At 42.6% G+C, this 25,984-nt stretch carries 26 protein-coding genes and 2 tRNA genes; 24 read left to right on the forward strand and 4 right to left on the reverse strand.

Going from position 1 to position 25,984, the window contains the following annotated elements:
* The first annotated feature begins 18 nt into the window (after positions 1-18).
* Together H0266_RS00595 and H0266_RS00600 are read left to right on the forward strand one after the other, a co-directional pair.
* Positions 19-2,367, forward strand: coding sequence for an endonuclease MutS2 (locus H0266_RS00595; RefSeq protein ID WP_181470460.1), 2,349 nt, complete (start codon positions 19-21; stop codon positions 2,365-2,367).
* A gap of 26 nt (positions 2,368-2,393) precedes the next feature.
* Positions 2,394-2,801 (forward strand): DUF350 domain-containing protein, encoded by a 408-nt coding sequence (locus H0266_RS00600; protein WP_181470461.1) that lies wholly within the window; start codon positions 2,394-2,396, stop codon positions 2,799-2,801.
* A 673-nt stretch (positions 2,802-3,474) separates the two neighbouring features.
* On the opposite strand, the gene H0266_RS19555 is transcribed toward H0266_RS00600, so the two are convergent.
* Positions 3,475-3,603 carry a hypothetical protein gene (locus tag H0266_RS19555; RefSeq protein ID WP_281374191.1) on the reverse strand — a complete coding sequence of 43 codons (129 nt, stop codon included), beginning with the start codon at positions 3,601-3,603 and terminating at the stop codon, positions 3,475-3,477.
* Positions 3,604-3,711: 108 nt separating this feature from the next.
* On the opposite strand from H0266_RS19555, the gene H0266_RS00605 reads away from it, so the two are divergent.
* The 7 genes from H0266_RS00605 to uvrC all read left to right on the forward strand — a co-directional run bounded on the left by H0266_RS00605 (position 3,712) and on the right by uvrC (position 11,310).
* Entirely contained in the window at positions 3,712-5,415 is a 1,704-nt protein-coding gene (locus H0266_RS00605) for an AMP-binding protein (RefSeq protein ID WP_181470462.1), read from the forward strand.
* A 104-nt stretch (positions 5,416-5,519) separates the two neighbouring features.
* Positions 5,520-6,110, forward strand: coding sequence for a fatty acid metabolism transcriptional regulator FadR (gene fadR, locus H0266_RS00610; protein ID WP_181470463.1), 591 nt, complete (start codon positions 5,520-5,522; stop codon positions 6,108-6,110).
* Between the two features lie 13 nt (positions 6,111-6,123).
* Positions 6,124-6,897, forward strand: a complete 774-nt coding sequence (locus H0266_RS00615; protein ID WP_181470464.1) for an enoyl-CoA hydratase — start codon at positions 6,124-6,126, stop codon at positions 6,895-6,897.
* 17 nt (positions 6,898-6,914) lie between these two features.
* Positions 6,915-7,688, forward strand: a complete 774-nt coding sequence (locus H0266_RS00620; protein ID WP_181470465.1) for an electron transfer flavoprotein subunit beta/FixA family protein — start codon at positions 6,915-6,917, stop codon at positions 7,686-7,688.
* A 25-nt stretch (positions 7,689-7,713) separates the two neighbouring features.
* Positions 7,714-8,694, forward strand: a complete 981-nt coding sequence (locus H0266_RS00625) for an electron transfer flavoprotein subunit alpha/FixB family protein (RefSeq protein ID WP_181470466.1) — start codon at positions 7,714-7,716, stop codon at positions 8,692-8,694.
* Between the two features lie 145 nt (positions 8,695-8,839).
* Positions 8,840-9,154 (forward strand): thioredoxin, encoded by a 315-nt coding sequence (gene trxA, locus H0266_RS00630; protein ID WP_181470467.1) that lies wholly within the window; start codon positions 8,840-8,842, stop codon positions 9,152-9,154.
* Between the two features lie 353 nt (positions 9,155-9,507).
* Complete coding sequence (gene uvrC, locus H0266_RS00635; RefSeq protein ID WP_181470468.1) at positions 9,508-11,310, forward strand: excinuclease ABC subunit UvrC; 1,803 nt, start codon at positions 9,508-9,510, stop codon at positions 11,308-11,310.
* Positions 11,311-11,325: 15 nt separating this feature from the next.
* Here the strand turns inward: uvrC and H0266_RS00640 are convergent, their stop codons facing one another.
* Positions 11,326-11,769 carry a YslB family protein gene (locus H0266_RS00640; protein ID WP_181470469.1) on the reverse strand — a complete coding sequence of 148 codons (444 nt, stop codon included), beginning with the start codon at positions 11,767-11,769 and terminating at the stop codon, positions 11,326-11,328.
* Between the two features lie 279 nt (positions 11,770-12,048).
* Here H0266_RS00640 and H0266_RS00645 point away from each other — a divergent pair, with 279 nt between their 5' ends.
* From H0266_RS00645 to H0266_RS00710, 14 genes are all read left to right on the forward strand, one after another.
* Entirely contained in the window at positions 12,049-12,669 is a 621-nt protein-coding gene (locus H0266_RS00645; protein ID WP_181470470.1) for a succinate dehydrogenase cytochrome b558 subunit, read from the forward strand.
* 54 nt (positions 12,670-12,723) lie between these two features.
* A complete protein-coding gene (gene sdhA, locus H0266_RS00650) occupies positions 12,724-14,475 on the forward strand; it encodes a succinate dehydrogenase flavoprotein subunit (RefSeq protein WP_181470471.1) in 1,752 nt (583 codons plus the stop codon).
* Positions 14,476-14,490: 15 nt separating this feature from the next.
* Positions 14,491-15,255: a succinate dehydrogenase iron-sulfur subunit gene (gene sdhB / locus H0266_RS00655; RefSeq protein ID WP_181470472.1), complete on the forward strand. Its 765-nt coding sequence runs from the start codon at positions 14,491-14,493 to the stop codon at positions 15,253-15,255.
* Positions 15,256-15,423: 168 nt separating this feature from the next.
* Positions 15,424-17,715, forward strand: a complete 2,292-nt coding sequence (locus H0266_RS00660; protein WP_181470473.1) for a sensor histidine kinase — start codon at positions 15,424-15,426, stop codon at positions 17,713-17,715.
* Positions 17,712-18,362, forward strand: a complete 651-nt coding sequence (locus tag H0266_RS00665) for a response regulator transcription factor (protein ID WP_181470474.1) — start codon at positions 17,712-17,714, stop codon at positions 18,360-18,362. The genes H0266_RS00660 and H0266_RS00665 overlap by 4 nt, the downstream gene beginning before the upstream one ends.
* Before the next feature lie 61 nt (positions 18,363-18,423).
* The gene (locus H0266_RS00670) at positions 18,424-18,678 is read left to right on the forward strand and encodes a helix-turn-helix domain-containing protein (protein ID WP_220127076.1); all 255 of its coding nucleotides are present in this window, start codon (positions 18,424-18,426) and stop codon (positions 18,676-18,678) included.
* Between the two features lie 190 nt (positions 18,679-18,868).
* The gene (locus tag H0266_RS00675) at positions 18,869-19,306 is read left to right on the forward strand and encodes a MarR family winged helix-turn-helix transcriptional regulator (RefSeq protein WP_181471678.1); all 438 of its coding nucleotides are present in this window, start codon (positions 18,869-18,871) and stop codon (positions 19,304-19,306) included.
* Positions 19,307-19,323: 17 nt separating this feature from the next.
* A complete protein-coding gene (gene racE, locus H0266_RS00680; protein WP_181470475.1) occupies positions 19,324-20,145 on the forward strand; it encodes a glutamate racemase in 822 nt (273 codons plus the stop codon).
* Between the two features lie 601 nt (positions 20,146-20,746).
* Positions 20,747-21,826, forward strand: a complete 1,080-nt coding sequence (locus tag H0266_RS00685) for a GerMN domain-containing protein (RefSeq protein ID WP_181470476.1) — start codon at positions 20,747-20,749, stop codon at positions 21,824-21,826.
* A 168-nt stretch (positions 21,827-21,994) separates the two neighbouring features.
* Positions 21,995-22,756 (forward strand): ribonuclease PH, encoded by a 762-nt coding sequence (rph, locus tag H0266_RS00690; RefSeq protein ID WP_181470477.1) that lies wholly within the window; start codon positions 21,995-21,997, stop codon positions 22,754-22,756.
* Positions 22,753-23,346: an XTP/dITP diphosphatase gene (locus H0266_RS00695; protein ID WP_181470478.1), complete on the forward strand. Its 594-nt coding sequence runs from the start codon at positions 22,753-22,755 to the stop codon at positions 23,344-23,346. Before rph ends, H0266_RS00695 begins: the two co-directional genes overlap by 4 nt.
* A 17-nt stretch (positions 23,347-23,363) precedes the next feature.
* Positions 23,364-23,891: a metallophosphoesterase gene (locus tag H0266_RS00700; RefSeq protein ID WP_181470479.1), complete on the forward strand. Its 528-nt coding sequence runs from the start codon at positions 23,364-23,366 to the stop codon at positions 23,889-23,891.
* Positions 23,892-24,141: 250 nt separating this feature from the next.
* A tRNA-Gly gene (locus tag H0266_RS00705) sits at positions 24,142-24,215 on the forward strand.
* 164 nt (positions 24,216-24,379) lie between these two features.
* Positions 24,380-24,453: transfer RNA gene (locus tag H0266_RS00710), tRNA-Arg, on the forward strand.
* A gap of 54 nt (positions 24,454-24,507) precedes the next feature.
* On the opposite strand, the gene H0266_RS00715 is transcribed toward H0266_RS00710, so the two are convergent.
* Positions 24,508-25,215, reverse strand: coding sequence for a DUF421 domain-containing protein (locus tag H0266_RS00715; RefSeq protein ID WP_220127077.1), 708 nt, complete (start codon positions 25,213-25,215; stop codon positions 24,508-24,510).
* A 217-nt stretch (positions 25,216-25,432) separates the two neighbouring features.
* Here H0266_RS00715 and H0266_RS00720 point away from each other — a divergent pair, with 217 nt between their 5' ends.
* Positions 25,433-25,594, forward strand: coding sequence for a hypothetical protein (locus tag H0266_RS00720; protein WP_181470480.1), 162 nt, complete (start codon positions 25,433-25,435; stop codon positions 25,592-25,594).
* A 51-nt stretch (positions 25,595-25,645) separates the two neighbouring features.
* On the opposite strand, the gene sda is transcribed toward H0266_RS00720, so the two are convergent.
* Positions 25,646-25,780 (reverse strand): sporulation histidine kinase inhibitor Sda, encoded by a 135-nt coding sequence (gene sda / locus H0266_RS00725; protein ID WP_181470481.1) that lies wholly within the window; start codon positions 25,778-25,780, stop codon positions 25,646-25,648.
* Positions 25,781-25,984 lie beyond the last annotated feature (204 nt).

The raw sequence follows: 25,984 nt of genomic DNA on the forward strand, positions 1-25,984 counted from the left end.
TTAAAGGAGACGACATACATGAACCAACGAATCCTCCATGTTTTAGAATATAAGAAAATCATTGATCAACTAAGTGAACAAGCAGCTTCTTCCCTGGGTAAAGAAAAGATCGCCGCACTCAAACCATCCTCTAATTTAGAAGAAGTACAAGCTTGGCAGAGAGAAACGGATGAAGCGGCTCAAGTGATGCGGTTGAAAGGACATGTTCCTTTGGGGGGCATATTTGATATCAAGCCGAGTCTGAAACGCACCACTATTGGTGGAATCTTATCGGCTTTAGAGTGTTTAGATGTCGCTAGTACCATTTATGGAGGCCGTCAATTACGACGCTTCATCAATGATATGGAAGAGCCAGACATGCCGATTTTAAGAGAATTGGTTGAAGAGATTGCTCCTATGAAAGAGCTAGAGCAGGAAATCAGAAACTGTATTGATGATCATGGAACCGTAATGGATGGTGCTTCTGACCAATTGCGTTCCATCAGGTCCAGTATCCGAACTTATGAGAGCCGAGTGAGAGAGAAGATGGACGGACTGACTCGCTCGAAGTCTAATATGTTATCGGATTCGATCGTAACCATCCGTAATGAACGTTATGTATTACCTGTGAAGCAAGAATACCGGGGCTCTATTGGAGGGATTGTGCACGACCAGTCTGCATCAGGTGCCACGTTGTTCATCGAACCTCAAGCAGTCGTCGAAGTGAATAATCAACTTCAAGAAGCACGCGTTAAAGAAAAACATGAAATCGAAAAGATCTTGAAAGAATTATCACAAGCGATTGCTTTAGAAAATGAGCCTTTATATCACAATGTATCTGTTTTGGCGAACGTTGATTTTATGTTTGCGCGTGCTAAGTTAGCTCAATCTATGAAAGCATCTATGCCGAAGATGAACGATGAAGGGCGAATCAGCATGAAGCAAGCGAGACACCCACTGATTGCTGAGGATGAAGTGGTGCCGAATGATATTGAGATCGGGCAAGACTATACATCGATTGTCATCACAGGACCGAACACCGGAGGAAAGACGGTCACATTAAAACTTGTGGGCTTGTGTACGCTGATGGCACAGTCAGGTTTGCAAATTCCTGCGTTAGATGGCTGTGAACTTTCGGTGTTCGAAGAAGTCTATGCTGATATCGGCGATGAACAGTCTATTGAACAAAGCTTATCAACGTTTTCTTCCCATATGACAAACATCGTAGAGATTTTGAAAAACGTGGACCACCGCTCGCTGGTTCTCTTTGATGAACTTGGTGCGGGGACGGACCCTCAAGAAGGTGCAGCACTCGCCATGTCGATCCTTGATGAAGTTGTCAAAAGGGACGCAAGAGTCATTGCAACGACCCATTACCCTGAGTTGAAGGCATATGGTTACAATCGCCCTGGCGTGATCAATGCTTCGGTTGAATTTGATATCAAGACATTAAAACCGACGTACCGTTTGCTGATTGGCGTACCTGGTCGAAGTAATGCCTTTGAAATTTCCAGACGTCTTGGGTTAGACGAAACGATCATCGAAGCATCAAAAGAAAAAGTCGGGGTCGATTCACAGAGCGTGGAAAACATGATTGCGTCTCTTGAAGAATCCAAGCGCGGAGCTGAACAGGATTATGAGGAAGCAGAGAAAGTCTTAGCTGAAGCTGAAAAAATGCGAAATGAATTGAAAACCCAGTGGGATCAATTTGAAGAGAAACGTGAAAAGCTTTATCAGAAAGCAGAAACGAAAGCTGAAAAGGCGATTCAACAAGCGCGTGAAGAAGCGGAAACCATCGTGGGAGAAATCCGCAACATGAAATCACAAGCTCAACTGAAAGAACACGAATGGATTGAAGCGCGGAAAATGTTTGAAGAAGCGCAACCAAACCTTGCGAAGAAACAAAAACAGAAAGACACACCAAAGCCTAAGAAAGACACGAAAGAATTGAATCCAGGCGATGAAGTAAAACTACTAACGCTTAACCAAAATGGAACAGTTGTAGAGCAAACTAGTAAAAATGAATACCAGGTCCAAGTAGGCGTCATGAAGGTGAAAGCAAAAAGAAAAGACTTAGAATTCATTAAAGCAGAGACGCCTTATAAAGAAAAGCCAATGGCCAAAGTGAAAGGCAAGAGCTTTCACGTGAAAAGTGAACTCGACTTGCGTGGTGAACGCTATGAAGATGCTTTGAATCGATTAGAAAAGTATGTCGATGATGCCCTTCTAGCAGGATACCCGACGGTCTCGATAATTCACGGTAAAGGGACAGGCGCATTGCGGACTGCCGTACAGAACTATGCCAAAAATCACCGGAGCATAACTGGCTATCGTGCAGGCGGGATGAATGAAGGCGGTAGTGGTGTAACCGTGTTAGAATTGAAGTAAATGATGAGTAAAGGGAGCGTACAGTAATGACCGGGTTTTGGGAATACACGTTAATTGAGACAGCGGCAAGGTACAGTGTTGTCATTCTATGTCTCGTCTTATTTATGGCCGTGTTCGAAATTGTTACGTCCTATAACAATTGGAAAGAAGTGAAAGAGGGCAATTTAGCTGTAGCTATGGCGACAGGAGGGAAAATCTTCGGAATCGCCAATATTTTCAGGTTTTCCATCGAGCATAATGACTCGTTAATTCAAACGATGGGGTGGGGGCTATTCGGATTTATCCTGCTTTTATCGGGTTATTTCATTTTTGAGTTTTTAACCCCATCTTTTAAAATTGACGATGAGATTGCGGCAGATAATCGAGCGGTCGGCTTTATTTCCTTGGTCATTTCAGTAGGTCTTTCATATGTCATCGGAGCGAATATTATCTAAGGAGAACATGGGATGGAAACTTTAGCAAAAGTGCTGATCGTCGTAGCAGTTGTGTTTCTGCTTGTCGGCATCTTATTTTTCATAATTTGAATAGCATCAACTTGGAGAATGCCTAAGACTAGTATCTTAGGCATTTTTTTATTTCATGCTCACATCCAATAATCTCCCCCTTATCTTGAAGACTCGAATTTAAGAGTACTGGGTCCTCGACGAAAGTAAGAGCAGGGTGTGGTGGGAAATAACTCGCTTTCCTGTGGGGGAACCGCCGAGCCTCCTGTCATTACACTCCCTGTTGGGTCTCGCCATTTCCCACCACACCCATCCAACATAGTTAGTCGGACCATTCATTGGTGAGAAGATTGTGGCCTTACTGACATTGAAAAAACTAGGTGTCCGAAAAAATGTGACTTATGTCTCAATAGGCCTAGCATATGTCCGATAAAGTGCATCTCATGTCCGAATTGGTAGGAAATGTCCGATATAGAAGGTCGCTTGTCCGAATTGAGAATGTGAGTGTCTGATATCCTGTACCTTTTGTCCCGATTGTTTGGATAAATGTTCGTATCGAAGTCCGTTCATCCAATATATCCGCAAGGAGGGAAGGGAAAACAGGTAGACTCCTGCGGGAAAATGGAACAGGCTGAGACCCCGGAGAGCTTTAGCTCGATGAGGCTCAGCGTTCCCCGCGGAAAGCGGACTGTTTTCCCTTCCCTCCAGATGAACGAACGGACCAGAACATCTCAAGTTCAAGTATTCCAGATAACTGACCGATTGCTGGATAAAGAAGGATCATAGTTTCCATTGCTGAACAACATATACAAGTTAAGTAATCGCAATTTTTTAAAAATTGTTTCAAATATCTCTCAATTATCGTTATAATAGACGTATAACACAAAGGGGGTAGCTGTTTATGACAAACTTTCAACGTCCATGGCACGAGCATTATCCACCTGAAGTACCTGCAACATTGGATTACGATTTAAAGCCTTTGCATGAATATTTAGAGCAAAGCGCAAAGTTGTACGGAGAAAAGAAAGCGCTTTATTTTATGGGGAAGGAGATCACGTATCAAGAAGTTTATGACCAAGCTAAATCTGTCGCGAGCTATTTACAAGGAATCGGTCTAGAAAAAGGAGACCGTGTCTCGATAATGCTGCCGAACTGTCCACAGTCTGTCATCGCATATTATGGGATTTTAATGGCTGGAGGGATTGTTGTTCAAACGAATCCTCTCTACATGGAGAGGGAGCTTGAATATCAACTTAAGGATTCAGGTGCAAAAATGATCATTTGTTTGGATGTCCTCTATCCGAAAGCGGCAAATGTCAAACCGAATACGCCGCTCGAACACGTGATTGTTACAGGAATTGCAGATTATTTGCCATTTCCTAAAAACAAAATCTATCCATTCATTCAAAAGCGCCAATATCAAGTATTGGTGAAACCTGAACAATCTACCGATACACATATTTGGAAGCACATACTAGAGTCTAGTGATGGAGAGGTAACGCCAGTTGAGATCAACCCTGCCGAGGATTTGGCGCTACTTCAATATACAGGCGGAACAACAGGCTTCCCTAAAGGAGTCATGCTTACTCACTTCAATCTTGTGATTAACACACAAATGTCGAAGAAGTGGCTTTATAAGTGTAAGGATGGAGAGGAAACCGTTCTTGCAATCCTGCCATTTTTCCATGTGTACGGTATGACGTCTGTCATGAACTTATCCGTGATGATGGGAAATAAAATGATTTTAATGCCTAAATTCGAACCTGAAGATGTATTGAAGGTCATCGACAAACAAAAGCCTACTTTATTCCCTGGTGCCCCAACCATTTATATTGCGTTACTAAATCATCCGAACCTTAAAAAGTATGATTTATCTTCTATTGAAGCTTGTATAAGTGGATCAGCACCTCTTCCTGTAGAGGTTCAAGAGCGATTTGAGCAAGTAACGGGTGGAAAACTTGTCGAAGGGTACGGTCTAACGGAAACTTCGCCTGTCACTCACTCTAATTTTGTATGGGGTAATCGAGTAAGCGGAAGCATCGGAGTCCCATGGCCAGATACAGATGCCAAAATCCTTAGGATGGAAGCGGATGAAGAAGCGGACTTTGGGGAAATCGGTGAAATTTGCGTGAAAGGTCCTCAAGTTATGCGTGGTTATTGGAATCGTCCAGAAGAAACCGCTCAAGTTCTTAGTGAAGATGGCTGGTTCCGCACAGGAGATATGGGGTACATGAACGAAGATGGATATTTCTTTGTTGTCGACCGCAAAAAAGATATGATCATTGCAGGTGGTTACAATATCTATCCGCGTGAAGTAGAAGAAGTTCTCTATGAGCACTCTGAAGTACAAGAAGCAGTAATAGTCGGAATTCCAGACCCTTATCGAGGTGAAACGGTTAAAGCTTTCATTGTGAGAAAACAGGGAAGCGATATTACAGAAGATGAATTGAATGAATATTGCCGTAAAAATATGGCTGCGTTCAAAGTGCCGCGGATTTATGAGTTCCGTGATGAACTTCCGAAGACCGCTGTAGGTAAAATTTTGAGACGTAAATTGGTCGATGAAGAACGTGAAAAATTAGAAGGATCAGAGAGTGTGCAATAATTAAAAAAGAATCGCGAAAGAAAGTTGACAGAATATTTACTTGCTTGTAGAATAATAGATGAATGAACAGTCATTCATTTTTTAACTAAGGCGGGAGATACAAATTGAAAAAAAACAAGCCAAAGTACAAGCAAATCATCGATGCAGCCGTCGAGGTTATCGCTGAAAATGGATACCACTCTTCCCAGGTTTCCAAAATCGCAAAGAAAGCTGGAGTGGCTGATGGAACCATTTATCTATATTTCAAGAACAAGGAAGATATTCTTGTCTCCCTCTTTCAGGAAAAGATGGGGCAATTCATAGAAAAAATTGAGCACGAAACGAATTCCAGACAAACGGCGGAGGAAAAGCTGTTCAAACTTGTTGAAACACATTTTGAACAGTTGTCCGCCGATCATCATCTGGCGATTGTGACGCAGCTAGAATTGCGTCAGTCTAACAAAGACTTGCGTCAGAAGATCAATCACGTGCTGAAGCGATACTTGAATGTGATGGATATGATCATTGATGAAGGTGTGGAAGAAGGGTTGTTCCGTGAAAGCCTGGATCGGCGTCTTGTTCGTCAGATGATATTCGGAACATTGGATGAGACGGTCACGAACTGGGTGATGAAGGATCAACGATATAACATAGTAGACCAGGCGAAAGAAGTCCATAGCTTGATTGTTCATGGATTAGCCCGATCCGGTCAATAAAGGAGAGATCAGATTGTCAACGCTTAATGTACAGAAAGAAGATCATGTAGCAACGATAACGATTGAAAGCCCTCCTGCTAATGCACTGTCGAGCGCGATTTTACAGGACTTATCTTCTGAGTTGGATCAAATTGAGAAGGATGGGGACATAAAAGCCATCCTCCTCAAAGGGGAAGGGAAGTTTTTCTCAGCAGGCGCAGACATCAAGGAATTTACTTCATTTCAACAAGCCTCTGATTACGAGGCTTTAGCTAGCAAAGGTCAACAACTATTCCATCGAATTGAAAACTTCCACATCCCTGTGATCGCTGCTATTCACGGGGCGGCCTTGGGAGGTGGATTGGAGCTTGCGATGTCTTGTCACATCCGTTACGTTACGCATGAAGCGAAAATTGGACTACCCGAACTGAATTTAGGTATCATTCCGGGATTTGCAGGCACTCAGAGACTCCCAAGGTATGTAGGTGCTGCGAAAGCTTATGAAATGACATTGACCGGTATTCCGATTTCCGGTGAAGAAGCAGCTCATTATGGTCTTGCGAACAAGAGTTTCTCAGAGGAAGATTTGTTCCCTGCCGCAGAAAAATTAGCTCAGACCATTGCAGCAAAAAGTGGGCCAACAATCCATCATGTGATGAAGTTGATTCCATATGCTCACACTTCGCAACTTGAAGAAGGCGTCAAGAAAGAAGCAACTGCCTTTGGACAAGTATTTGGCAATGATGATGCCAAAGAGGGTATTCAAGCGTTTATCGAGAAAAGAAAACCACAATTTAACGATCAATAGTCTAGGAGGTTAAGGATATGAATATTTTTGTTTTGCTAAAAAGAACCTTTGACACAGAAGAAAAAATTGCGATTAACAATGGTCGAATCGAGGATGATGGTGCTGAATACATCATCAACCCTTATGATGAGTACGCAGTAGAGGAAGCCATCAACATTCGTGACGAACATGGCGGAGAAGTAACGGTCGTAACGATTGGCGATGAAGATGCTGAAAAACAACTTCGTACAGCTCTTGCCATGGGTGCTGATCAAGCCGTATTAATCAATACGGAGGACGACTTGGAAGAAGGGGATCAATTTACAACGGTAAAAATCCTAGAAGCCTTCTTCGATGATCGTGAAGCGGATATTATCTTAGCCGGAAATGTGGCCATTGATGAAGCCAGTGGGCAAGTCGGACCACGCCTGGCCGAGCGGTTGAACATGTCCTGTGTAACAACGATTACGAGTATTACTATTGATGGGGATACGGCGAATATCGAGCGAGATGTTGAAGGGGACGTAGAAAAAGTAGAAACGTCACTACCACTTCTTGTAACTTGTCAACAAGGGTTGAATGAACCTCGTTATCCTTCCCTTCCAGGAATCATGAAGGCGAAGAAGAAGCCTTTAGAGGAACTTGAAATTGATGACTTGGATCTAGAGGAAGATGACGTAGAACCGAAAACGAAAACAATCGAAATTTTCTTACCACCTGAAAAGCAAGCTGGAAAAGTGCTCGAAGGGGAAATGGACGATCAAGTTAAAGAGCTTGTATCACTATTAAAGACAGAAGCTAAAGTACTGTAAATAGATAAGGGAAAGGAGAATCGTTATGAGTAAAAAAGTATTAGTAATTGGTGAAGCAAGAGAAGGTAGTTTACGTAATGTAACATTTGAAGCGATTGCAGCAGCTAATATCGTGAGTGATGGTGGGGAAGTAGTAGGAGTTCTATGTGGATCAGGAGATCTAGAACCCCTTGGGCAAGAGATGGTCTATTACGGAGCTGAAAAAGTTGTTACCATTTCTAACGAAGAATTGAAAACGTATACATCAGATGGCTATAGTCAAGCGATCCAAGAAGTGATCGATGAAGAGTCACCCGAAGGCATCATCATGGGCCACACAGCAATCGGTAAAGATTTAACACCGAAGCTTGCTAGCCGTCTCGAGTCAGGTCTGATTTCAGATGCGACGGAAGTAGTGGCTGAGGGTGGCAACATTGTCTTCACTCGTCCAATCTTTTCTGGTAAAGCGTTTGAGAAGAAACAAATCACGGATGGTCTAGTGTTCGCAACCATTCGTCCGAACAATATCCCAGCGCTTGAGCGTGATGACTCCTTATCCGGTCAAGTGGTTGCTAAAGATGTAACGATTTCGAACATCCGCACGATTATTAAAGACGTCATTCGTAAGTCTTCTGATGGTGTAGACTTATCTGAGGCAAAAGTCATCGTAGCCGGTGGACGCGGTGTGAAGAGTGCGGAAGGGTTTGAACCTTTAACAGAACTTGCTGATGTACTAGGGGGAACTGTTGGTGCTTCACGCGGAGCTTGTGACGCTGGATACTGTGACTATTCCCTTCAAATCGGTCAGACTGGTAAAGTCGTAACACCAGATTTGTACATTGCATGTGGAATCTCCGGTGCCATCCAACACTTAGCAGGGATGTCCAATTCTAAGATCATCGTAGCCGTGAACAAGGATCCGGAAGCCAACATCTTCAACGTAGCGGATTACGGCATTGTTGGAGACTTATTCGATGTGGTACCGAAACTGATTGAAGAAATCAAAGCAATGAAGGTTAACGCGTAACCTATTCATTGAAAATTTGAGTAGCCGAGGCCAAATATTTGGCTTCGGCTTTCTTACATGTTTAAATAGGGTATAAACAAATTGTTAGTCACTAAAAATAGATAGTGATATAATTTAATCAGCATTGATCTAGGAGGAATAATAAATGGCAATTGTAAAAGGAACAGATCAAAACTTTACGGATGAAACAAATGACGGTCTTGTACTAGCAGACTTCTGGGCACCATGGTGCGGACCTTGTAAAATGATTGCTCCGGTTCTTGAGGAACTAGATGAAGAAATGAGCGATCAAGTCAAAATCGTCAAACTGGATGTTGATGAGAACCAAGAAACAGCCGGTAAATTCGGCGTGATGAGCATTCCAACACTTCTTCTTTTCAAAGATGGTAAAGTCGTTGACCAAGTGATTGGTTTCCAACCAAAAGAACAACTTGCTGAGCTTATCTCAAAACACGCATAATTGATTACTCAGAGAGGTCGCGCTGCTATAAGCAGTGCGACCTTTTTTGTTGGTTCTGAAGCAACATCCTGGGCCGGGTTCTGGGTGTCCGATTAGGAAAAGAATGTCCGATTTAAAAGGTCGCTTGTCCGAAATGAACAAACGGATGTCTTATATCATGAACCTGGTGTCCGAATCGCGTTGATAAATGGCTGAAATGACATCCTTAACTCCCACACCTCCTACAGGCGAACGGATCAGGAGATCTCGAAATGGTAACAAACCTCTCCCCAGTAGGCTTTAAACTGTTATAGATTCACCTATTGTGGTATTTTCAATATATAACCTTCACACAAGACGGAGTTGATCCTAGATTGAATGAGAATATAAAAGAGAAATTAGCGGTGTTACCGGACCAACCTGGCTGTTACTTGATGAAGGATAAGCACGGAACAGTCATTTATGTAGGAAAATCCAAAGTGTTGAGGAATCGTGTGCGTTCTTATTTTACGGGTGCACATGACGGGAAAACACAGCGATTGGTTCGGGAAATCATTGACTTTGAATATATCGTGACGACATCAGAGATCGAAGCATTAATTTTAGAAATGAATCTGATAAAAAAATACGATCCCAAATATAATGTGTTGCTTAAAGACGACAAAACATATCCATATCTGAAGGTGACTGGTGAACGTCATCCTAGATTGATTGTGACAAGAAACGTAAAGAAGGACAAAGGTAAATACTTTGGTCCATATCCGAACGTTATTGCAGCTAGAGAAACGAAGAAGCTGTTGGATCGACTTTATCCATTGAGGAAATGTAATACGATGCCAGACCGGGTTTGTCTTTACTACCATATGCATCAATGTTTAGGTCCCTGTCAGTACACCGTGACGAAGGAAACGAATCAGGAGATTGTGCAAAGTATCACCTCATTCTTAAACGGTGGGCATGCAGAAATCAAAAAAGACTTAAAAGGGAAGATGTATGAAGCTTCTGAGGAGCTTGATTTCGAACGGGCGAAAGAGTTGCGTGATCAAATCGAACATATTGAGTCTGTTATGGAACAACAGAAGATGACGATGAATGATCAAACGGACCGCGATATCTTTGGATATTCGTACGATAAAGGTTGGATGTGTGTACAAGTCTTTTTCGTGCGTCAAGGGAAGCTGATTGAGCGAGATGTCGCCTTATTTCCTTTCTTTGATGATCCGGAAGATACGTTCCTCAGCTATATCGGCCGCTTTTATTTACATCAGAACCATCCGTATCCGAAACAGGTGTTAGTACCCGTAGCTACGAATGTAGAAGTGTTAGAAGGCATTATCGACCCTAAGGTAATGATTCCGATGCGAGGAAGAAAGAAAGAGTTGGTTGAGTTAGCGATGAAAAACGCGGAGATTGCCCTTGAAGAAAAGTTTGCTTTAATTGAGAGGGACGAAGAGCGCACAATTAAAGCGGTAGAAACGCTAGGGGACCATCTTAATATAGAAACACCCCACAGGATCGAAGCTTTTGATAACTCGAACATTCAGGGAGCAGATCCTGTATCAGCTATGGTCGTTTTCATTGATGGTAAGCCGAATAAAAAAGAGTATCGAAAATACAAAGTGAGAGATGTTGAAGGACCTGATGATTACGAGACGATGCGAGAAGTTGTTCGTCGCAGGTATAAGCGTGTATTGAAAGAGAATCTACCTCTTCCTGACTTAATTGTCGTCGATGGAGGCAAAGGTCAGATGACAGCAGCCTTAGACGTCTTAGAAAATGAACTAGGCCTAGATGTGCCGCTGTGCGGTTTAGCGAAAGACGATAAACACAAAACGAGTGAGTTATTGTACGGAGATCCAGCACAAGTGGTTGATCTCGATCGACAATCTCAAGAGTTTTACCTAGTGCAACGGATACAAGATGAGGTTCACCGCTTTGCGATTTCCTTTCACCGTCAATTGCGTGGAAAAGGGGCAATTCAGTCCGAACTCGATAAAATTCCTGGTGTCGGTCAGAAACGCAGGCGCTTGTTATTGCGACACTTTAAGTCTGTCCCTGAAATTAAGCAAGCAGATATTTCGGATATGACGAAGCTCGGTATTCCAGAGCCTGTTGCCCAAACAATCCTCATTCATTTAAATGACAATAAAGACGAAGAAGAGCCAGCGGATGAGTAATCCCTGGCTCTTTCATTAAGCTTTAATCGTTGTCAGTTCCACGCAGTTGTCTTTTTTCTTTATTTCTTCAAAGCATTCATATGTATGGCCTGTCAATCTCTGTGTCATTTCTGCTAGGAAACCAGACTCTAAACGGAAATCTACTTCAAATAAGTTCTGATGTAGTCGTTTCTCAATGATGTGCCCTGATAGATTGAAGGTCATCTTGCTTCGCTTCTCTTGGACGAGGCTTAAGTCTCCCCACCCCATATATTGAAAAAACTCGTATAATTCATCGAAGTTCTGTAGCTCGGTTTGCCTCGCTATGTTTTTCCCCATGTAATAAAGCATATAAGGGGCGTCCTGTCCAAGAAAGTCTGGAAGGGTGTAATAGCGCATCAAATCAAATCCAGCACCTGTTCCTACAAGCGATGAAATGTTGTGTGTGGTTAGCTTTGCAGATTCTTTCAAAACGCTCATTCCTTTCTCTACTAATATATTATCGCTCGAAACGAAGTGGTGTGCAATCCTTATTATTCGATTTAGGGATAAGGAATGATATGAGTTTGACAATTTATCAGCGCCCTTTCTTGACGCTACTACTGGATAGAAGTACAATAAATATGTCACAAATTGTACGTTTGTCAGAAAAATAAGGAAAATAGGGGATTTTCCTATTATTTTTTCCGCTTTAATAAAGCGCTTAACTATCTGAAAAATGTACACAATTAAAGAGTTACAATCTTGAGGGGGGTAAATATGGCGGGAACTCGCGGGTACGTAAATCGAAGACTACACTCATTATTAGGGGTTATTCCCATCGGGATCTTTTTGATCCAACACTTAACTGTGAACTACTTTGCAACACGTGGTCCAGAAGCATTTAACGATGCAGCTCACTTTATGGAGAGCTTACCATATCGTTATGTATTGGAGACTTTCATTATCTTTTTACCACTATTATTCCATTCCATTTATGGGGTATATATTGCATTCACAGCGAAAAGCAATCTTTCAAACTTCGGGTATTTCAGAAACTGGATGTTCATGTTCCAACGAATCACGGGAATTATTACGTTAATCTTCATCGCATGGCACGTTTGGGAAACGCGAATTGCGATTGGATTCGGATGGGCTGAACTGAACTATCAGTTGATGGAAAGTATACTTACAGAGCCATTCTTCTTCTGGTTCTATGTTATTGGAGTCGTTTCTACGACATTCCACTTCTCAAATGGTTTATGGTCATTCTTTGTAAGCTGGGGAATCACGGTTTCACCACGCTCACAAAAAATCATGACGTATGCAAGCATCATTGTATTCGTAGCCATCTCTTATGTTGGTGTTCGTACATTGATTCAATTTGCGTACGGCATTTAATACAACAAACATAACGAATGTAGATATATAGTAATAAGGGAGTGAGCTTCAATCATGACGAATCGAAATATTGTTGTTATCGGCGGTGGTCTAGCTGGTCTGATGGCAACTATTAAAGCAGCAGAACAAGGGGTTCACGTGGATCTGCTTTCTATTGTGCCCGTTAAGCGTTCTCACTCTGTATGTGCACAAGGCGGAATCAACGGAGCAGTAAATACAAAAGGGGAAGGAGACTCTCCTTGGGAACACTTTGATGATACGGTTTATGGAGGAGACTTCTTAGCGAACCAACCCCCTGTCAAAGCAATGTGTGAAGCGGCACCTGGAATTATCCACTTATTGGACCGGATGGGAGTTATGTTCAACCGTACTCCAGAAGGGTTGTTAGACTTCCGTCGTTTTGGTGGAACTCAACATCACCGTACCGCTTTTGCCGGTGCAACGACCGGACAACAGTTGCTATACGCACTTGACGAACAAGTTCGTCGCCATGAAGTGAACGGACTCGTAACGAAATACGAAAACTGGGAATTCTTATCGGCTATCGTAGATGAAAAAGGCGTCAGTCGTGGAGTTGTCGGTCAGAACTTAAGTTCTCACGAGATTAAAGCATTCCCGGCAGATGCCGTGATTATGGCAACAGGTGGACCAGGGATTATCTTTGGTAAATCTACGAACTCTGTCATCAATACAGGTTCTGCTGCTGGTGCTCTTTACCAACAGGGCGTCCGATATGCAAACGGTGAATTCATTCAAATCCACCCAACGGCTATCCCGGGCGATGATAAACTTCGTCTGATGAGTGAGTCTGCACGTGGTGAAGGTGGACGGGTTTGGACATATAAAGATGGAGAGCCTTGGTACTTCTTAGAAGAGAAATATCCGGCTTACGGAAACCTTGTCCCACGTGACATTGCAACCCGTGAAATCTTTGATGTCTGTGTGAACCAGAAGTTAGGAATCAATGGTGAGAATATGGTCTATCTAGATCTTTCTCACAAAGATCCAAAAGAGCTTGACGTTAAGCTTGGAGGAATCATCGAGATTTATGAGAAATTCGTTGGCGATGACCCACGTAAAGTACCGATGAAGATCTTCCCTGCTGTTCACTATTCCATGGGTGGAATGTGGGTCGACTATGACCAAATGACACATATTCCTGGTGTCTTTGCTGCAGGTGAATGTGATTACACGCAGCATGGTGGTAACCGTCTTGGTGCAAACTCCCTTCTTTCCTCTATTTATGGAGGTATGGTGGCGGGTCCGAATGCCGTGAAATACACGGAAGGACTCGAAGATCTTGCTGAAGACATCACTTCGACTCTATTCGAAGAGAAAGTCAAAGAGGAGCAAGACAAGTTTGAAGAGATTATGAGCATGGACGGCGACGAGAATGCTTACCAGATTCATAAAGAATTAGGGGAATGGATGACCGATAATGTAACGGTTGTTCGTGAAAACGAGAAGCTGAAGAAAACAGACGAGAAGATTGTAGAGTTGATGGAGCGTTACCAGCGTATCAATATCAATGATACTTCTCGTTGGAGCAACCAAGGGGCAATGTTCACTCGCCAACTCTGGAACATGCTTCAGTTGGCACGAGTGATTACCCAAGGCGCAATGAACCGTAATGAAAGTCGCGGAGCGCACTATAAGCCGGAATTCCCAGATCGTAATGATGAAGAGTGGTTGAAAACAACCATTGCCACGTACGATAAAGAAAACAATAAACCAGTCTTCACTTATGAAGATGTCGATACATCTCTAATCGAGCCACGTAAACGTGACTACTCGAAGAGTAAATAAAGGAGGTCATTGATGATGAGCGAAAACAATACCGTAACGTTTATTATTACACGTCAAGACCACCCGGATGAGCCTACGTATGAAGAAACATTCGAAATTCCATATCGTGAAAATATGAACGTCATTTCCGCTTTAATGGAAATCCGTCGAAACCCTGTCAATGCGAATGGAGAAGCAACAACTCCGGTGTATTGGGATATGGGATGTTTAGAAGAAGTGTGTGGGGCTTGTTCGATGGTAATCAATGGTACGCCTAGACAATCGTGTACAGCTCTAGTCGATCAGTTAGAACAACCTGTACGTTTGGCGCCAATGTCAACATTCCCGGTCAACCGTGACCTTGCTGTAGATCGTAGTCGTATGTTCGATTCACTGAAGAAGGTGAAGGCTTGGGTACCAATCGATGGAACATATGATCTAGGCCCTGGACCACGCATGGCTGAGAGTAAGCGTCAATGGGCGTATGAGCTTTCGAAGTGTATGACTTGTGGAGTCTGCTTAGAGGCTTGCCCGAATGTGAACAGTAAATCTGATTTCATTGGGCCTGCTCCACTATCACAAGTCCGTCTGTTCAACTCTCACCCAACAGGTGAAATGAACAAGAGTGAACGTCTGCAGACGATTATGGATGAAGAGGGTCTCATGGGATGCGGAAACTCACAAAACTGTGTACAATCATGTCCGAAAGGAATTCCTTTGACGACTTCCATTGCTGCGCTGAACCGCGACACGGCAATTGAATCCTTCAAGAGCTTTTTCGGAAGCGACCAACGCGTTTAATTTATACTATATCAAAAGCCACTGTACCTTACTCAGGTGCGGTGGCTTTTTTCATTGTTTCCAGGAAGAGGGGTTGCTGACATCGTCATGAGTAGTATAATAGACTTGATTGTTATTTAGTGATTGGGTGATGAAATGAAAAAAATGAAATGGTTTCATATAGTAATCTTGCTATTTTTTATAATATCCGCCTGTTATGTAACATCATTAGCTATAAATCAACCTTTTCTAGGTATTGATATTGAAGAACAAGATGGAAAGTATGTTGTCGTAAATATCGACTCAGAAGGCTGGGCCGATCGACATCATGTGCCTTTGGGTTCTGAAGTTGTATCGATCAATGGTGAGTCACCTGGTGAACATACGACTGTTAAAATGTTCAATGAAGTTGAGATGGCAAGTAGCTTTGCAATTCAAGTCGATAACCAAACCGTCATGTATGACCAGATTGATGATTCGAGCCCTGTGCATTGGACCCTTTATATCATCATTCCTGTACTGTTTTTCGTTGCAGTATTAGGTATTTCTTATTTGGTTCATAAAAGAGTCCCTAAACGATACTCTATGGGAAAGCTGATTTTGTTTTTCTTGGCTATTGCAACAGGATATATCAGCAATAGTGGTGCAGTAAGAGATGACTTGTATAGTATCTTTTTGAATACTTCTTTATTTTTGGTTTCTCCTGTTATTCTTATCCACTTTTTATATAATTATTTCCAAGAGTTAAATATTTACTGGTTTTCTAAGAAGTTGATCTACTTCTTGTATTTCTTAACCATTGTTGTATCTTTATTAGAGAAGTACTTTTTGGTGACAAGAAATTATCCAGACTTTTTTGATCCGGTTCCGGCTTGGCTGTTACTTGGCCTTTATATCACATTATTCTGGGTGATCTATCGAGGTCTGTATATTTATAAAGCGACACCAGTCGGTTCAGTATTTAAGTATATGAGTGTGGGAATGACGCTTGCATTTTATCCTTATATTTTTCTTTATTTGATACCAGGTTTAACATTCGGTGTCCAAATCATCACTCTTGAGGTCGGCGCATTCTTTTTAACAGCTCTGCCCGTAACCTTTATTTATTTGATTACACGAGAGCGGCTGATTGATATCAGTTTCGTTATCAGTCGGGTGCGTTATTATACTCTGCTTTCTATTCTGCCAAGTTTACTTTTAACCTTCATCACTTCTTGGTTTTGGAATACTCCAAATTCAGTGATTGAATACATTCAAGTTCATTTAGCCATCCATGTGACATTGATCGTTTTTTTATCTATGAAAGAGGTGGTGGACTTCCGGCTGCAACGGTATTTATTTTCGGCTCGCTATTCTTTCCAAGAGAGTATGCACCGGATGGCGAAGGATATGAAAGATCAATCGAATGCTGTCGACCTCATGAAAGTGATGAGAGCTGAAATCAAAAATGTCATGAATGTACGTGATATTTATATTTACTCAAAGCACATTAAACGAGATGTTTATTGTGTCTATGATCCTATTCCGAATGATATTTTGGAACACCTTCATGATCAGCTGAACGATAACCAGCTTGATGTCGGATCGATTCTGGAAACGGAAAAAGGTTTCGGTGTGATTGTAGGTTTTTCTCTAGATAAAATCACGATGTTATGGTGTAAAGGGAAGAGAGATTATACAACATTAAACCGCGATGAGAAGACGTATCTACAAACGATTTCTCACAATGGGAATATCGCTATAGAAAATATGAGTCTCATCGAAGACCTGGTGAAAGAGCTGAAGCGTCTTAGGAATGATCAGACTCAGAAGTATCCTACGTGGTTGTCTCGCTTGTTATTTACAATTGCAGAAAATCAAAGAAAACAGTTATCAATCGACTTGCATGATACCGTTCTGCAGGAGCAGCTATTTTTGTATCGTAAGATGGATGATCTGTTGCGTCAGCGTACAGATCTCCCTGTTACCTTACATTCGGAGCTCGTGATGTACAAGGAATCTTTATTAGACAGTATTCACCTTATACGAGAGACGTGTAACGAATTGCGCCCTGCTTTCATTGAAGAGATGGGGCTTGTGCAGTCTCTTAAGAATTTGATTCAACAATACCAGTTACGGTCGAACTTTACCGTCTACTTTTCTGAAGAACGATTCCAAACGGAACTTGATCAAGAGCGGGTGTTAGCTATTTACCGTATTGTTCAGGAGCTTCTTACAAATGCAGTTAAACACTCAGGAGCAAAAATCGTAAAAATATCACTATCTAATGATGAAAATGAAGTCGTATTACGCTATTCAGATAATGGACGAGGAATGGATTTCTCCTTCCAGCGCGACTTGTTCTCCCATATCGGTTTATCTGGGATTGAACAGCGAGTTAATGGATTAAATGGAAATCTGAACATTACAACGGCACCTGGCCAAGGATTTGAAGCCGTCATTACCTTTCCTTGTACTGTGAAAAAGGAGGTCCAAATATGACGACCGTATTGATCGTAGATGATCATCCAGCTGTAGGAGCTGGAACAAGGTCCATGCTCGAACAACAGTCTGGAATGACCGTTGATGTCATAGAACAAAGCGGAAAAGTGGAAGGAATCTTAAAAGAGAAACAGTATGATGTGTTGCTGCTTGATTTATACATGCCTGGGATGAATGGAATTGAATTGGCTAAGTCCATTCGTAAGACGTATCCTGACCTTACGATTCTTATTTACACCGGTTTTGATTTGAGCACGCATTTCAATATGCTTGTAGAAGCAAATGTCAATGGTTTCGTGAGCAAGACCGCTACAAGTGAGCAATTGGTTACAGCTATACGATGTGCTCTGAGAGATGAAGTGGTGATCCCGTTGCATCTGTTCAAGCAACTAAGACGATCCGAAGCAAGCGTCAGTGAAACAAACGAAGCGCCTACAGGTTCTGGGATTTCACTTAATGAAAAAGAACAATCGATCTTGAAAGAAGTCGCCGCGGGACTGACAAACCGTGAAATTGCCCAGCAGTTGCACATGTCTCAAAGAAGTGTGGAGTACACCCTTACCGGCATCTTCAACAAATTAAGTGTACGTTCAAGAACCGAAGCCTTGTACAAGGCACAAGAGTTCGGGCTTGTGTCGAAATCGTAAAGGGTGGCACAGAGCAAGACTCCTGCTCATACGATACAGTGACTAAATAATTCCCCTTATCATGCTCACGAGAACAAGGAGGGGTACGCTTGTGAAGGAGGACGGCTATCGGCCAACACAAATTCTTACCAAGCGGGAGCGAGAAGTTTTCGAGCTTCTAGTGCAAGACAAAACGACAAGGGAAATCGCTAAAGAGCTTTTCATTTCAGAGAAAACGGTGCGGAATCACATTTCGAATGCGATGCAGAAGTTAGGAGTGAAAGGACGCTCACAAGCAGTCGTTGAACTGCTACGTATGGGTGAACTCGAGTTGTAAGACGGCGATTTCATTGTCATTTTGAGATGAGGAAACCTTTCGGGCATTGCTCCATTTGCGGCGCCTGAAAGGATTTTTTTGTCGAGTACCGTGGTTTAACCTTGAATTTTCATTCGTAAACCGTGAGAATGAGAGATACAGATTAAATCGGTGAGGAGTGCTGAATGTGCCAAATTCGCAACAAACGACTATGGTGGCAGATGTTGAAAAAGAATTAAGATACATAGCCGGGATCATTAAGCAGCGGGGACGGGTTATTCTCAACCACTATCCGATTACTGCTCCACAATTTGTCGCCCTGCAGTGGTTACTTGAAAAAGGTGATATGACGATTGGTGAACTTTCTAATTGTATTCACCTTGCCTGCAGTACAACGACGGACCTCGTTGATCGTATGGAGAAGAATGAATTGCTGGAAAGAGTTCGGGACTCTAAGGACCGAAGAGTTGTAAGGATACAAGTGCTCGATAAAGGGAAACAAATTATTCATGAAGTGATTGAAAAGCGACAACAATATTTAGAAGAAGTCCTTGAAGGGGTCCCTGAAGAAGACGTCCAAACCTTAAATCGTCTCCTTCATGTCCTTCATGAGAATATGTTGCTTGTGGACGAAGATAAAGAAGACTAGTAAAAGAGGGATGCGACGTGAAACAGCCGATTGGAGTCATTGATTCAGGTGTCGGTGGATTAACGGTGGCACGTGAATTGATGCGCCAGTTGCCAAAAGAAAGGTTCTTATACTTGGGCGATACCGAACGATGCCCTTATGGTCCCAGGTCAGAAGATGAGGTTCGGGCTTTTACTTGGCAAATGGTAAATCATTTATTAGAAAAGAATATAAAGATGCTCGTCATCGCTTGTAATACGGCCACGGCCTATACGTTGAGCGAACTACAAGAACAACTATCCATTCCTGTCATTGGAGTCATTGAGCCAGGAGCAAGAGCAGCCATCAAAGTGAGTCAAAACAAACGGATCGGTGTCATCGGGACAGAAGGGACAATTCAGTCGGAAGCCTATCCAGAAGCATTAAAAGCGATTGATCCGACAATACGTGTCAATGATTTATCCTGTCCTCCTTTCGTTCCTATGGTCGAAGAGGGCATTCTATCTGGTCCGGTAGCTGAGGGCGTGGTGAAACGCACCCTCGCTCCGCTGAAGGAAATGAATCACATCGATACATTGATTTTGGGGTGCACGCACTACCCTCTCATTAAACAACTCGTTCAAGAAGAGATGGGCGACCATATCCAGGTGATTAGTTCTGGAGAAGAAACGGCCCGTGAAGCAAGTTTGATATTGGCGTATCACCGAGCGTTGGATACGTCTGATGAAGAGCCCGTTCATGAGTTTTATACGACCGGAGATATTGAGAAATTCCGTGTTGTTGCCAATAGCTGGTTCGAGGATCCTGTAAAAATCTTAGAATTAGTCAAGATCGAACACACGAAAAGCTCTGCTTATTAAAGCAGAGCTTTTTCAGTGTGCCCGCGAAAACTACATTCGATTCTTCCAAGTTGAGAAGAGACCGGTGGCGTGGAAACGACTCCCTTTCCGCAGGAGGCGGTGAGCTTCCTCGATCGCTACGCGACCTGCGGGATCTCACCCAAGCCTCAGAATCCTGCAGGAGTGTCGCCGTTTCCACGCCACCTCACAATAGAAAGGCTGAACCTCTAGAGAATTCAACGACAATGAGTACCTATACGGATGACCGCACCATGCTTGCTTGGCAAGGTTCTGTTCCCACTATTTATCGCATAGTGGGATGGAAAACGGGGAGACTCCCGCGGGAGAAGGACCTAGGCGAGACCCCACAGAGAGTGTTAACGAACGAGGAGACTTGCCGGCTCCCCCGCAGGAAAGCGAATCGTTTTCCATCCCACGGCATTCTTATATGATCTAACAGAACCTTCTTCAACAGCCTGGAAAAGCTCTGCTTATTAAAGCAGAGCGTTTTTTATCTTTTAAAATGGGATGTACTGATCCTCCGATTATAAAAAATCAATGGTCTAATCCGATTCTGGGCTCGTATATATGGTAGTACAATCTATCTCAGGAGGGGAAAAGTATGAAGAGCCTCGGTTTCAAACCCATGATCATAACGGTCTTTCTTTTACTGGCAACAGGATTGCTGTCTGGTTGCTTGTTTGAAGGAGAACAGACGTTAGAAAAAATGGATAGTCCAGAAGAAGCTGTGACAACGACGCCGGAGACGGTGTTAGAAGAGGATGCACCTGAAGAAGAACCGAGCGAGGAAGGCGATGAGCCGGAACAAGCCCAAACGGTCAACCGTGAATTATATTTAATGGATGCAAACGGGATGATTGTACCACAAACCATTACTTTGCCGGCTTCACAAGAGGCAGCAGCTCAAGCGTTAGAATATTTAGTGAAAGATGGTCCGGTTACGAATCTGTTGCCGAACGGATTCCAAGCCGTTCTTCCAGCGGGAACCGAAGTCTTAGGCTTGAATCCAGAAGCGGACGGAACGATGGTCGTGGACCTCTCGGAAGAATTTAAAAATTATGATGCAAAAGATGAACAAAAGATCTTGCAAGCCATGACTTACACGTTGACTCAATTTGAAGGTGTCGAACGAATCAAGTTATGGATCAATGGATATGAACAAAACGTTATGCCGGTGGATGGAACCCCTGTTACAAATGGGGTTTCCCGTTCCGACGGTATCAATATGCAAGTAGGCGATCACGTAGATGTCATGAATTCTGAAGCTGTAACGGTGTACTTCCCTTCACAAGCGGGTGATCATATTTACCAAGTCCCTGTAACGACAAGAGTTCAAAAAGGAGAAGATGTTTATTCCTCCGTGGTCCAAGCATTATTGAGTGGACCGGCGCTTGAAACGGGCTTATTGCAACCATTCAATGAAGGGGCGGAAGTGATCGCAACAGATTTGAATAACGGCGTGTTGACTCTCTCCTTTAACGAGGCCATTCTGACTGGACAAGATCAACCGATGCTATCAGATGAAGCGTTAGCCAGCTTAGTCATGAGCCTGACCGATTTCAAAGATGTTGAATCTGTTGAAGTCCATGTAGAAGGAGCAGAGCAAGTCATTAACGAGATGGGCGAACCTTTAGTGGAACCGGTAACTAGGTCGGATATTAACAATGCAGAGAGCTTATAATACAAAGAACCCTCTTCGTGAGGGTTCTTTCCATTTTTCGATGGGAATCTGCTCAAGAATTTAAAATATTGGGGAAATAGCTAAGGGAGCTCAAGCGACTACCTACGGTTGTGAAATTATGTTAAGATGGGCAAGGATAAGTGGAGAAGATGAAGGAGGTCGTTGTCGATGAGAAATGATCATCGAGAAGTGAATCAGTTAAGAGAAGTAACGATTGAAACAGATTACGTCAAACATCCAGAAGGATCTGTTCTCATTAGTTTTGGAGATACAAAAGTGATTTGTAACGCAAGTGTCGAGGACCGCGTACCTCCTTTTCTGCGTGGACAAGGCAAAGGCTGGATTACTGCCGAATATGCCATGCTCCCGAGAGCAACCGAATCACGAAACATTCGTGAATCCTCGAAAGGGAAAGTATCCGGTCGTACAATGGAGATCCAGCGTCTGATCGGGCGTGCTCTACGTGCAGTCGTTGACTTGGACTCAATCGGAGAGAGAACATTATGGGTCGATTGCGACGTTATTCAAGCAGACGGTGGAACACGTACCGCTTCCATAACGGGTGCTTTCGTGGCGGTTGTATTAGCTCTAGGAAAGCTAGTCGACGGTGGAAAAATCAAGAAGCTTCCGGTAACGGATTTTCTGACTGCCATCTCTGTTGGCGTATTGCCTGACGGGAAAGAAGTGCTCGACCTTTGCTACGAAGAAGACAGCAAGGCTCATGTCGATATGAATGTTGTCATGACTGGACAAGGTGAATTTGTCGAATTACAAGGTACTGGGGAAGAAGCGACATTCTCCATGCCACAGTTGCAGACGATGCTTTCTCTTGCGCAAGAAGGGGTAGAAGATCTTGTGAAGATGCAGAAAGAGGCCATCGGAAACTGGGCAGAAATCATTGAAAAAGCACAAGATAGTGAAAAGAAATGAATCAGCTCGTAATTGCTACGAAAAACAAGGGGAAAGTCCGTGAGTTTCGTGACATGTTTTCAAAGTATGGAATTGAGGTAAAATCACTATTAGACTTCGATCAACCGATTCAAGATATTGAAGAGACAGGGACGACTTTTTCAGAGAATGCCATCATAAAAGCTGAAGCGATTGCGAATGAATTCAATATACCGGTGCTTGCAGACGATTCTGGCATTGAAGTAGATGCTTTGAACGGGGAACCAGGTGTTTACTCCGCACGCTATGCTGGTCTGGAGAAAGATGACCAGAAAAACCTTGAAAAAGTTCTTAAGAATTTGGAAGGTGTACCTAAGCCAGAACGTACAGCTCGATTCGTCTGTGCAGCGGCTGTTGCACGTCCTGGAGAGGAAACCTTTGTAAGAGTCGGAACATGTGAAGGTTCAATCACGACAGAGCCTCAAGGAGATCACGGTTTCGGCTACGATCCGATCTTTTTACCAACAGGTTCAGAACGTACGTTAGCCGAATACACTTCTGAAGAAAAGAACGCGATCAGCCATCGTCATCATGCAATCGTTCAGTTAGAGGATTGGTTGAAAAACGCATAAGAACGAGGTGAATATAAATGGCGAAAGTATTAATTATAAGTGACAGTCATGGTTTGACGAAAGAACTAGCGGATATAAAAGTGCGTCACCAGAATGAAGTCGATGCGATGATTCATTGCGGTGACTCCGAACTAGCTTATGACGCCGAGGAGTTACAAGGCTTTTATTATGCGAAAGGCAACTGTGACTTTGAGCCTGAGATGGTGGATGAACAAGTCGTTAAAGTCGGCGATTTGACGATCTATGCAACACACGGACACCTCTACCAGGTGAAGTCGACTTTGATGCCATTATCCTATCGAGCGGAAGAAGTGGGAGCGCAAGTGGCATGTTTCGGTCATTCTCACATTGCGGGAGCGGAGAAAGTGAACGATACATTATTTATTAACCCTGGAAGTTCGAGGCTCCCTCGTGATAGAGAAGAACCAACATATGCGATACTCGAATGGGATACGTTAGAACACGTTCACTTACAGTTTTATCATGTTAATGGTAGTCCGATTACGGATTTGAAGCTAGAAACAAACCTTGCAGCAAAGGATTAAATCTTTTGCTGCAAAACCATTGACAAAGTTGTGGATTCTTTATATAATAATTCTTGTCCGCTTCAAACGGAACACAATATTTTCTTTTCTTTTGCGGGTGTAGTTTAGTCGTAAAACCTCAGCCACGAGCATCGGCTTCCGCCGAATAAGCTTCGAGTTGCCTCGACGGATTCACTTCCTTGAGTAAGCTTGCAGAGAAAGAGGCATGATCTGGAGACGCTCTAGTCATGGATAATGAAACAATATATATGCGGGTGTAGTTTAGTGGTAAAACCTCAGCCTTCCAAGCTGATGATGAGGGTTCGATTCCCTTCACCCGCTCCATACATATTTTTATGTCCCAGTAGCTCAGCTGGATAGAGCATGAACGAATATGCTCCGTAGCGAAGCTTCAACGTACCGATTTCATATACTTCTATGAAATCACTCGAAGAAAGCGGGACGACAGCTCAACATCAGCATGAACGTAACATTTATTATTTTATCATGTCCCAGTAGCTCAGCTGGATAGAGCAACAGCCTTCTAAGCTGTGGGTCAGGGGTTCGAATCCCTTCTGGGACGCTAACTAAAAAGTTGGCATCGTTGTATTTTACATCGATGCCAACTTTTTTCTTTTTACTCTACATCGGTAGGAGAACGTAAGTGATCTTCATACTGATCGATAAATAACGAACCATTGCTATTGATCACGGCATAGAATACATCTTTAAGCTCTAAGTTCCTTTTTTTACACTCCTGTAAAACCCATTGTTTAGAATAGGTTTCATTCAGGTTTTTTTCAATTAATTTTCCATCCATGATCAATTCTCTAGGAATACCCTCCTTTTCAGCGGGTAATTGCAAGTCTTTTCTAGAGACGGGCTCATATTTCTCTTTCTTTTTGATGGATAGTTGACCGCTGACTTCAAGGAATACGAATTCTAATTCATTTAAATCAAAAACGCCTAGCTCACGAAGGTGTTGATCTAAATCATCTAAGGAAAATTTTATTTTCCTCATATTATGTTCAAGAATCTTTCCGTTTTCAATCAAGACCGTTGGGCTTCCTGAGAACCATGCTCGAATATGTCGTCTCTTGGCGGATAAGACAAGAAAGCAGTAGAAAATGAAGATAATCGTGATGAATGAGACGAGCATTTCTTTGAAAGGTATGGCTGAATCGAACGCCATATTGGCAATGATTGAACCAATGGTGATGGATAAAGCAAAGCTATAGTGGGTTTTGTGGGAATTGATATGCTTTCCGATCATAAGTGTAACGATAATAAGAATAACAAAACTGGCTATTGTCCGGAATATGGGAAACAAATAGGTCTCGATCATCATCGCCTACTTCGCTCTTTTCTTTTAGTATGAACGAAATATGTAGATTATTCTTTTTCTCAAAAAACGTAGCGGTTTTGAAAAGATGGGGTTGTCGAAAAAAGGGGAGAGAATTGAATTGAAAAAAGCGGATGGTAAATCTTCACTTGTGTAAGGTTTTGTTTTTCTCACATAATAATAGAGGCTTAACCGCCAATCTTATTGGGAGTGATGAACAATGAGAAACAACGTACAATGGTTACCCATCATAGCATCAGTAGGTATTGGGGCGGCAACGTATAGTATGATGACGGGCCAAGGTGGCCAGCTTCAGAACGTATTGCCTGGTATCGCAAAAATGTCGAACCAAATGCCATCCCAATCTAAACCTAACCAGTAAGCCTATACAAAGTAAAAAGGTTGCCTCCATTGTATGGGGCAACCTTTATTGTTAAGCTGGAATTTTCATTTGTCGCTTTTGGAGTTCTTTTGTTAGTAATTGAAGGAAGTCGCGATCTAAACCTAGCTTCACGGATTCTTCGTATGTTTTAAGTAGTGTTTGGTCGTCAAGAATCGACACGTTCATACATCTCCTTATAAATGTTAATTATCGGGTCATTCTTTCATAGTCATATGGCATTCAAGTTTCTGCACATTGACTTATTTTAACAGATTCGCACAACTTGGCATGAGGAAAAAGTCCTGAATCTGTAGAATGGAGTCAAAAAATTTATTATTTTTGAAAAACTTAGACCAAATAGGTTTCCTTCGTTTTATCTAATTTTATCGT

The organism is Halobacillus locisalis (genome assembly GCF_013694105.1).
Lineage (GTDB): Bacteria > Bacillota > Bacilli > Bacillales > Halobacillaceae > Halobacillus > Halobacillus locisalis.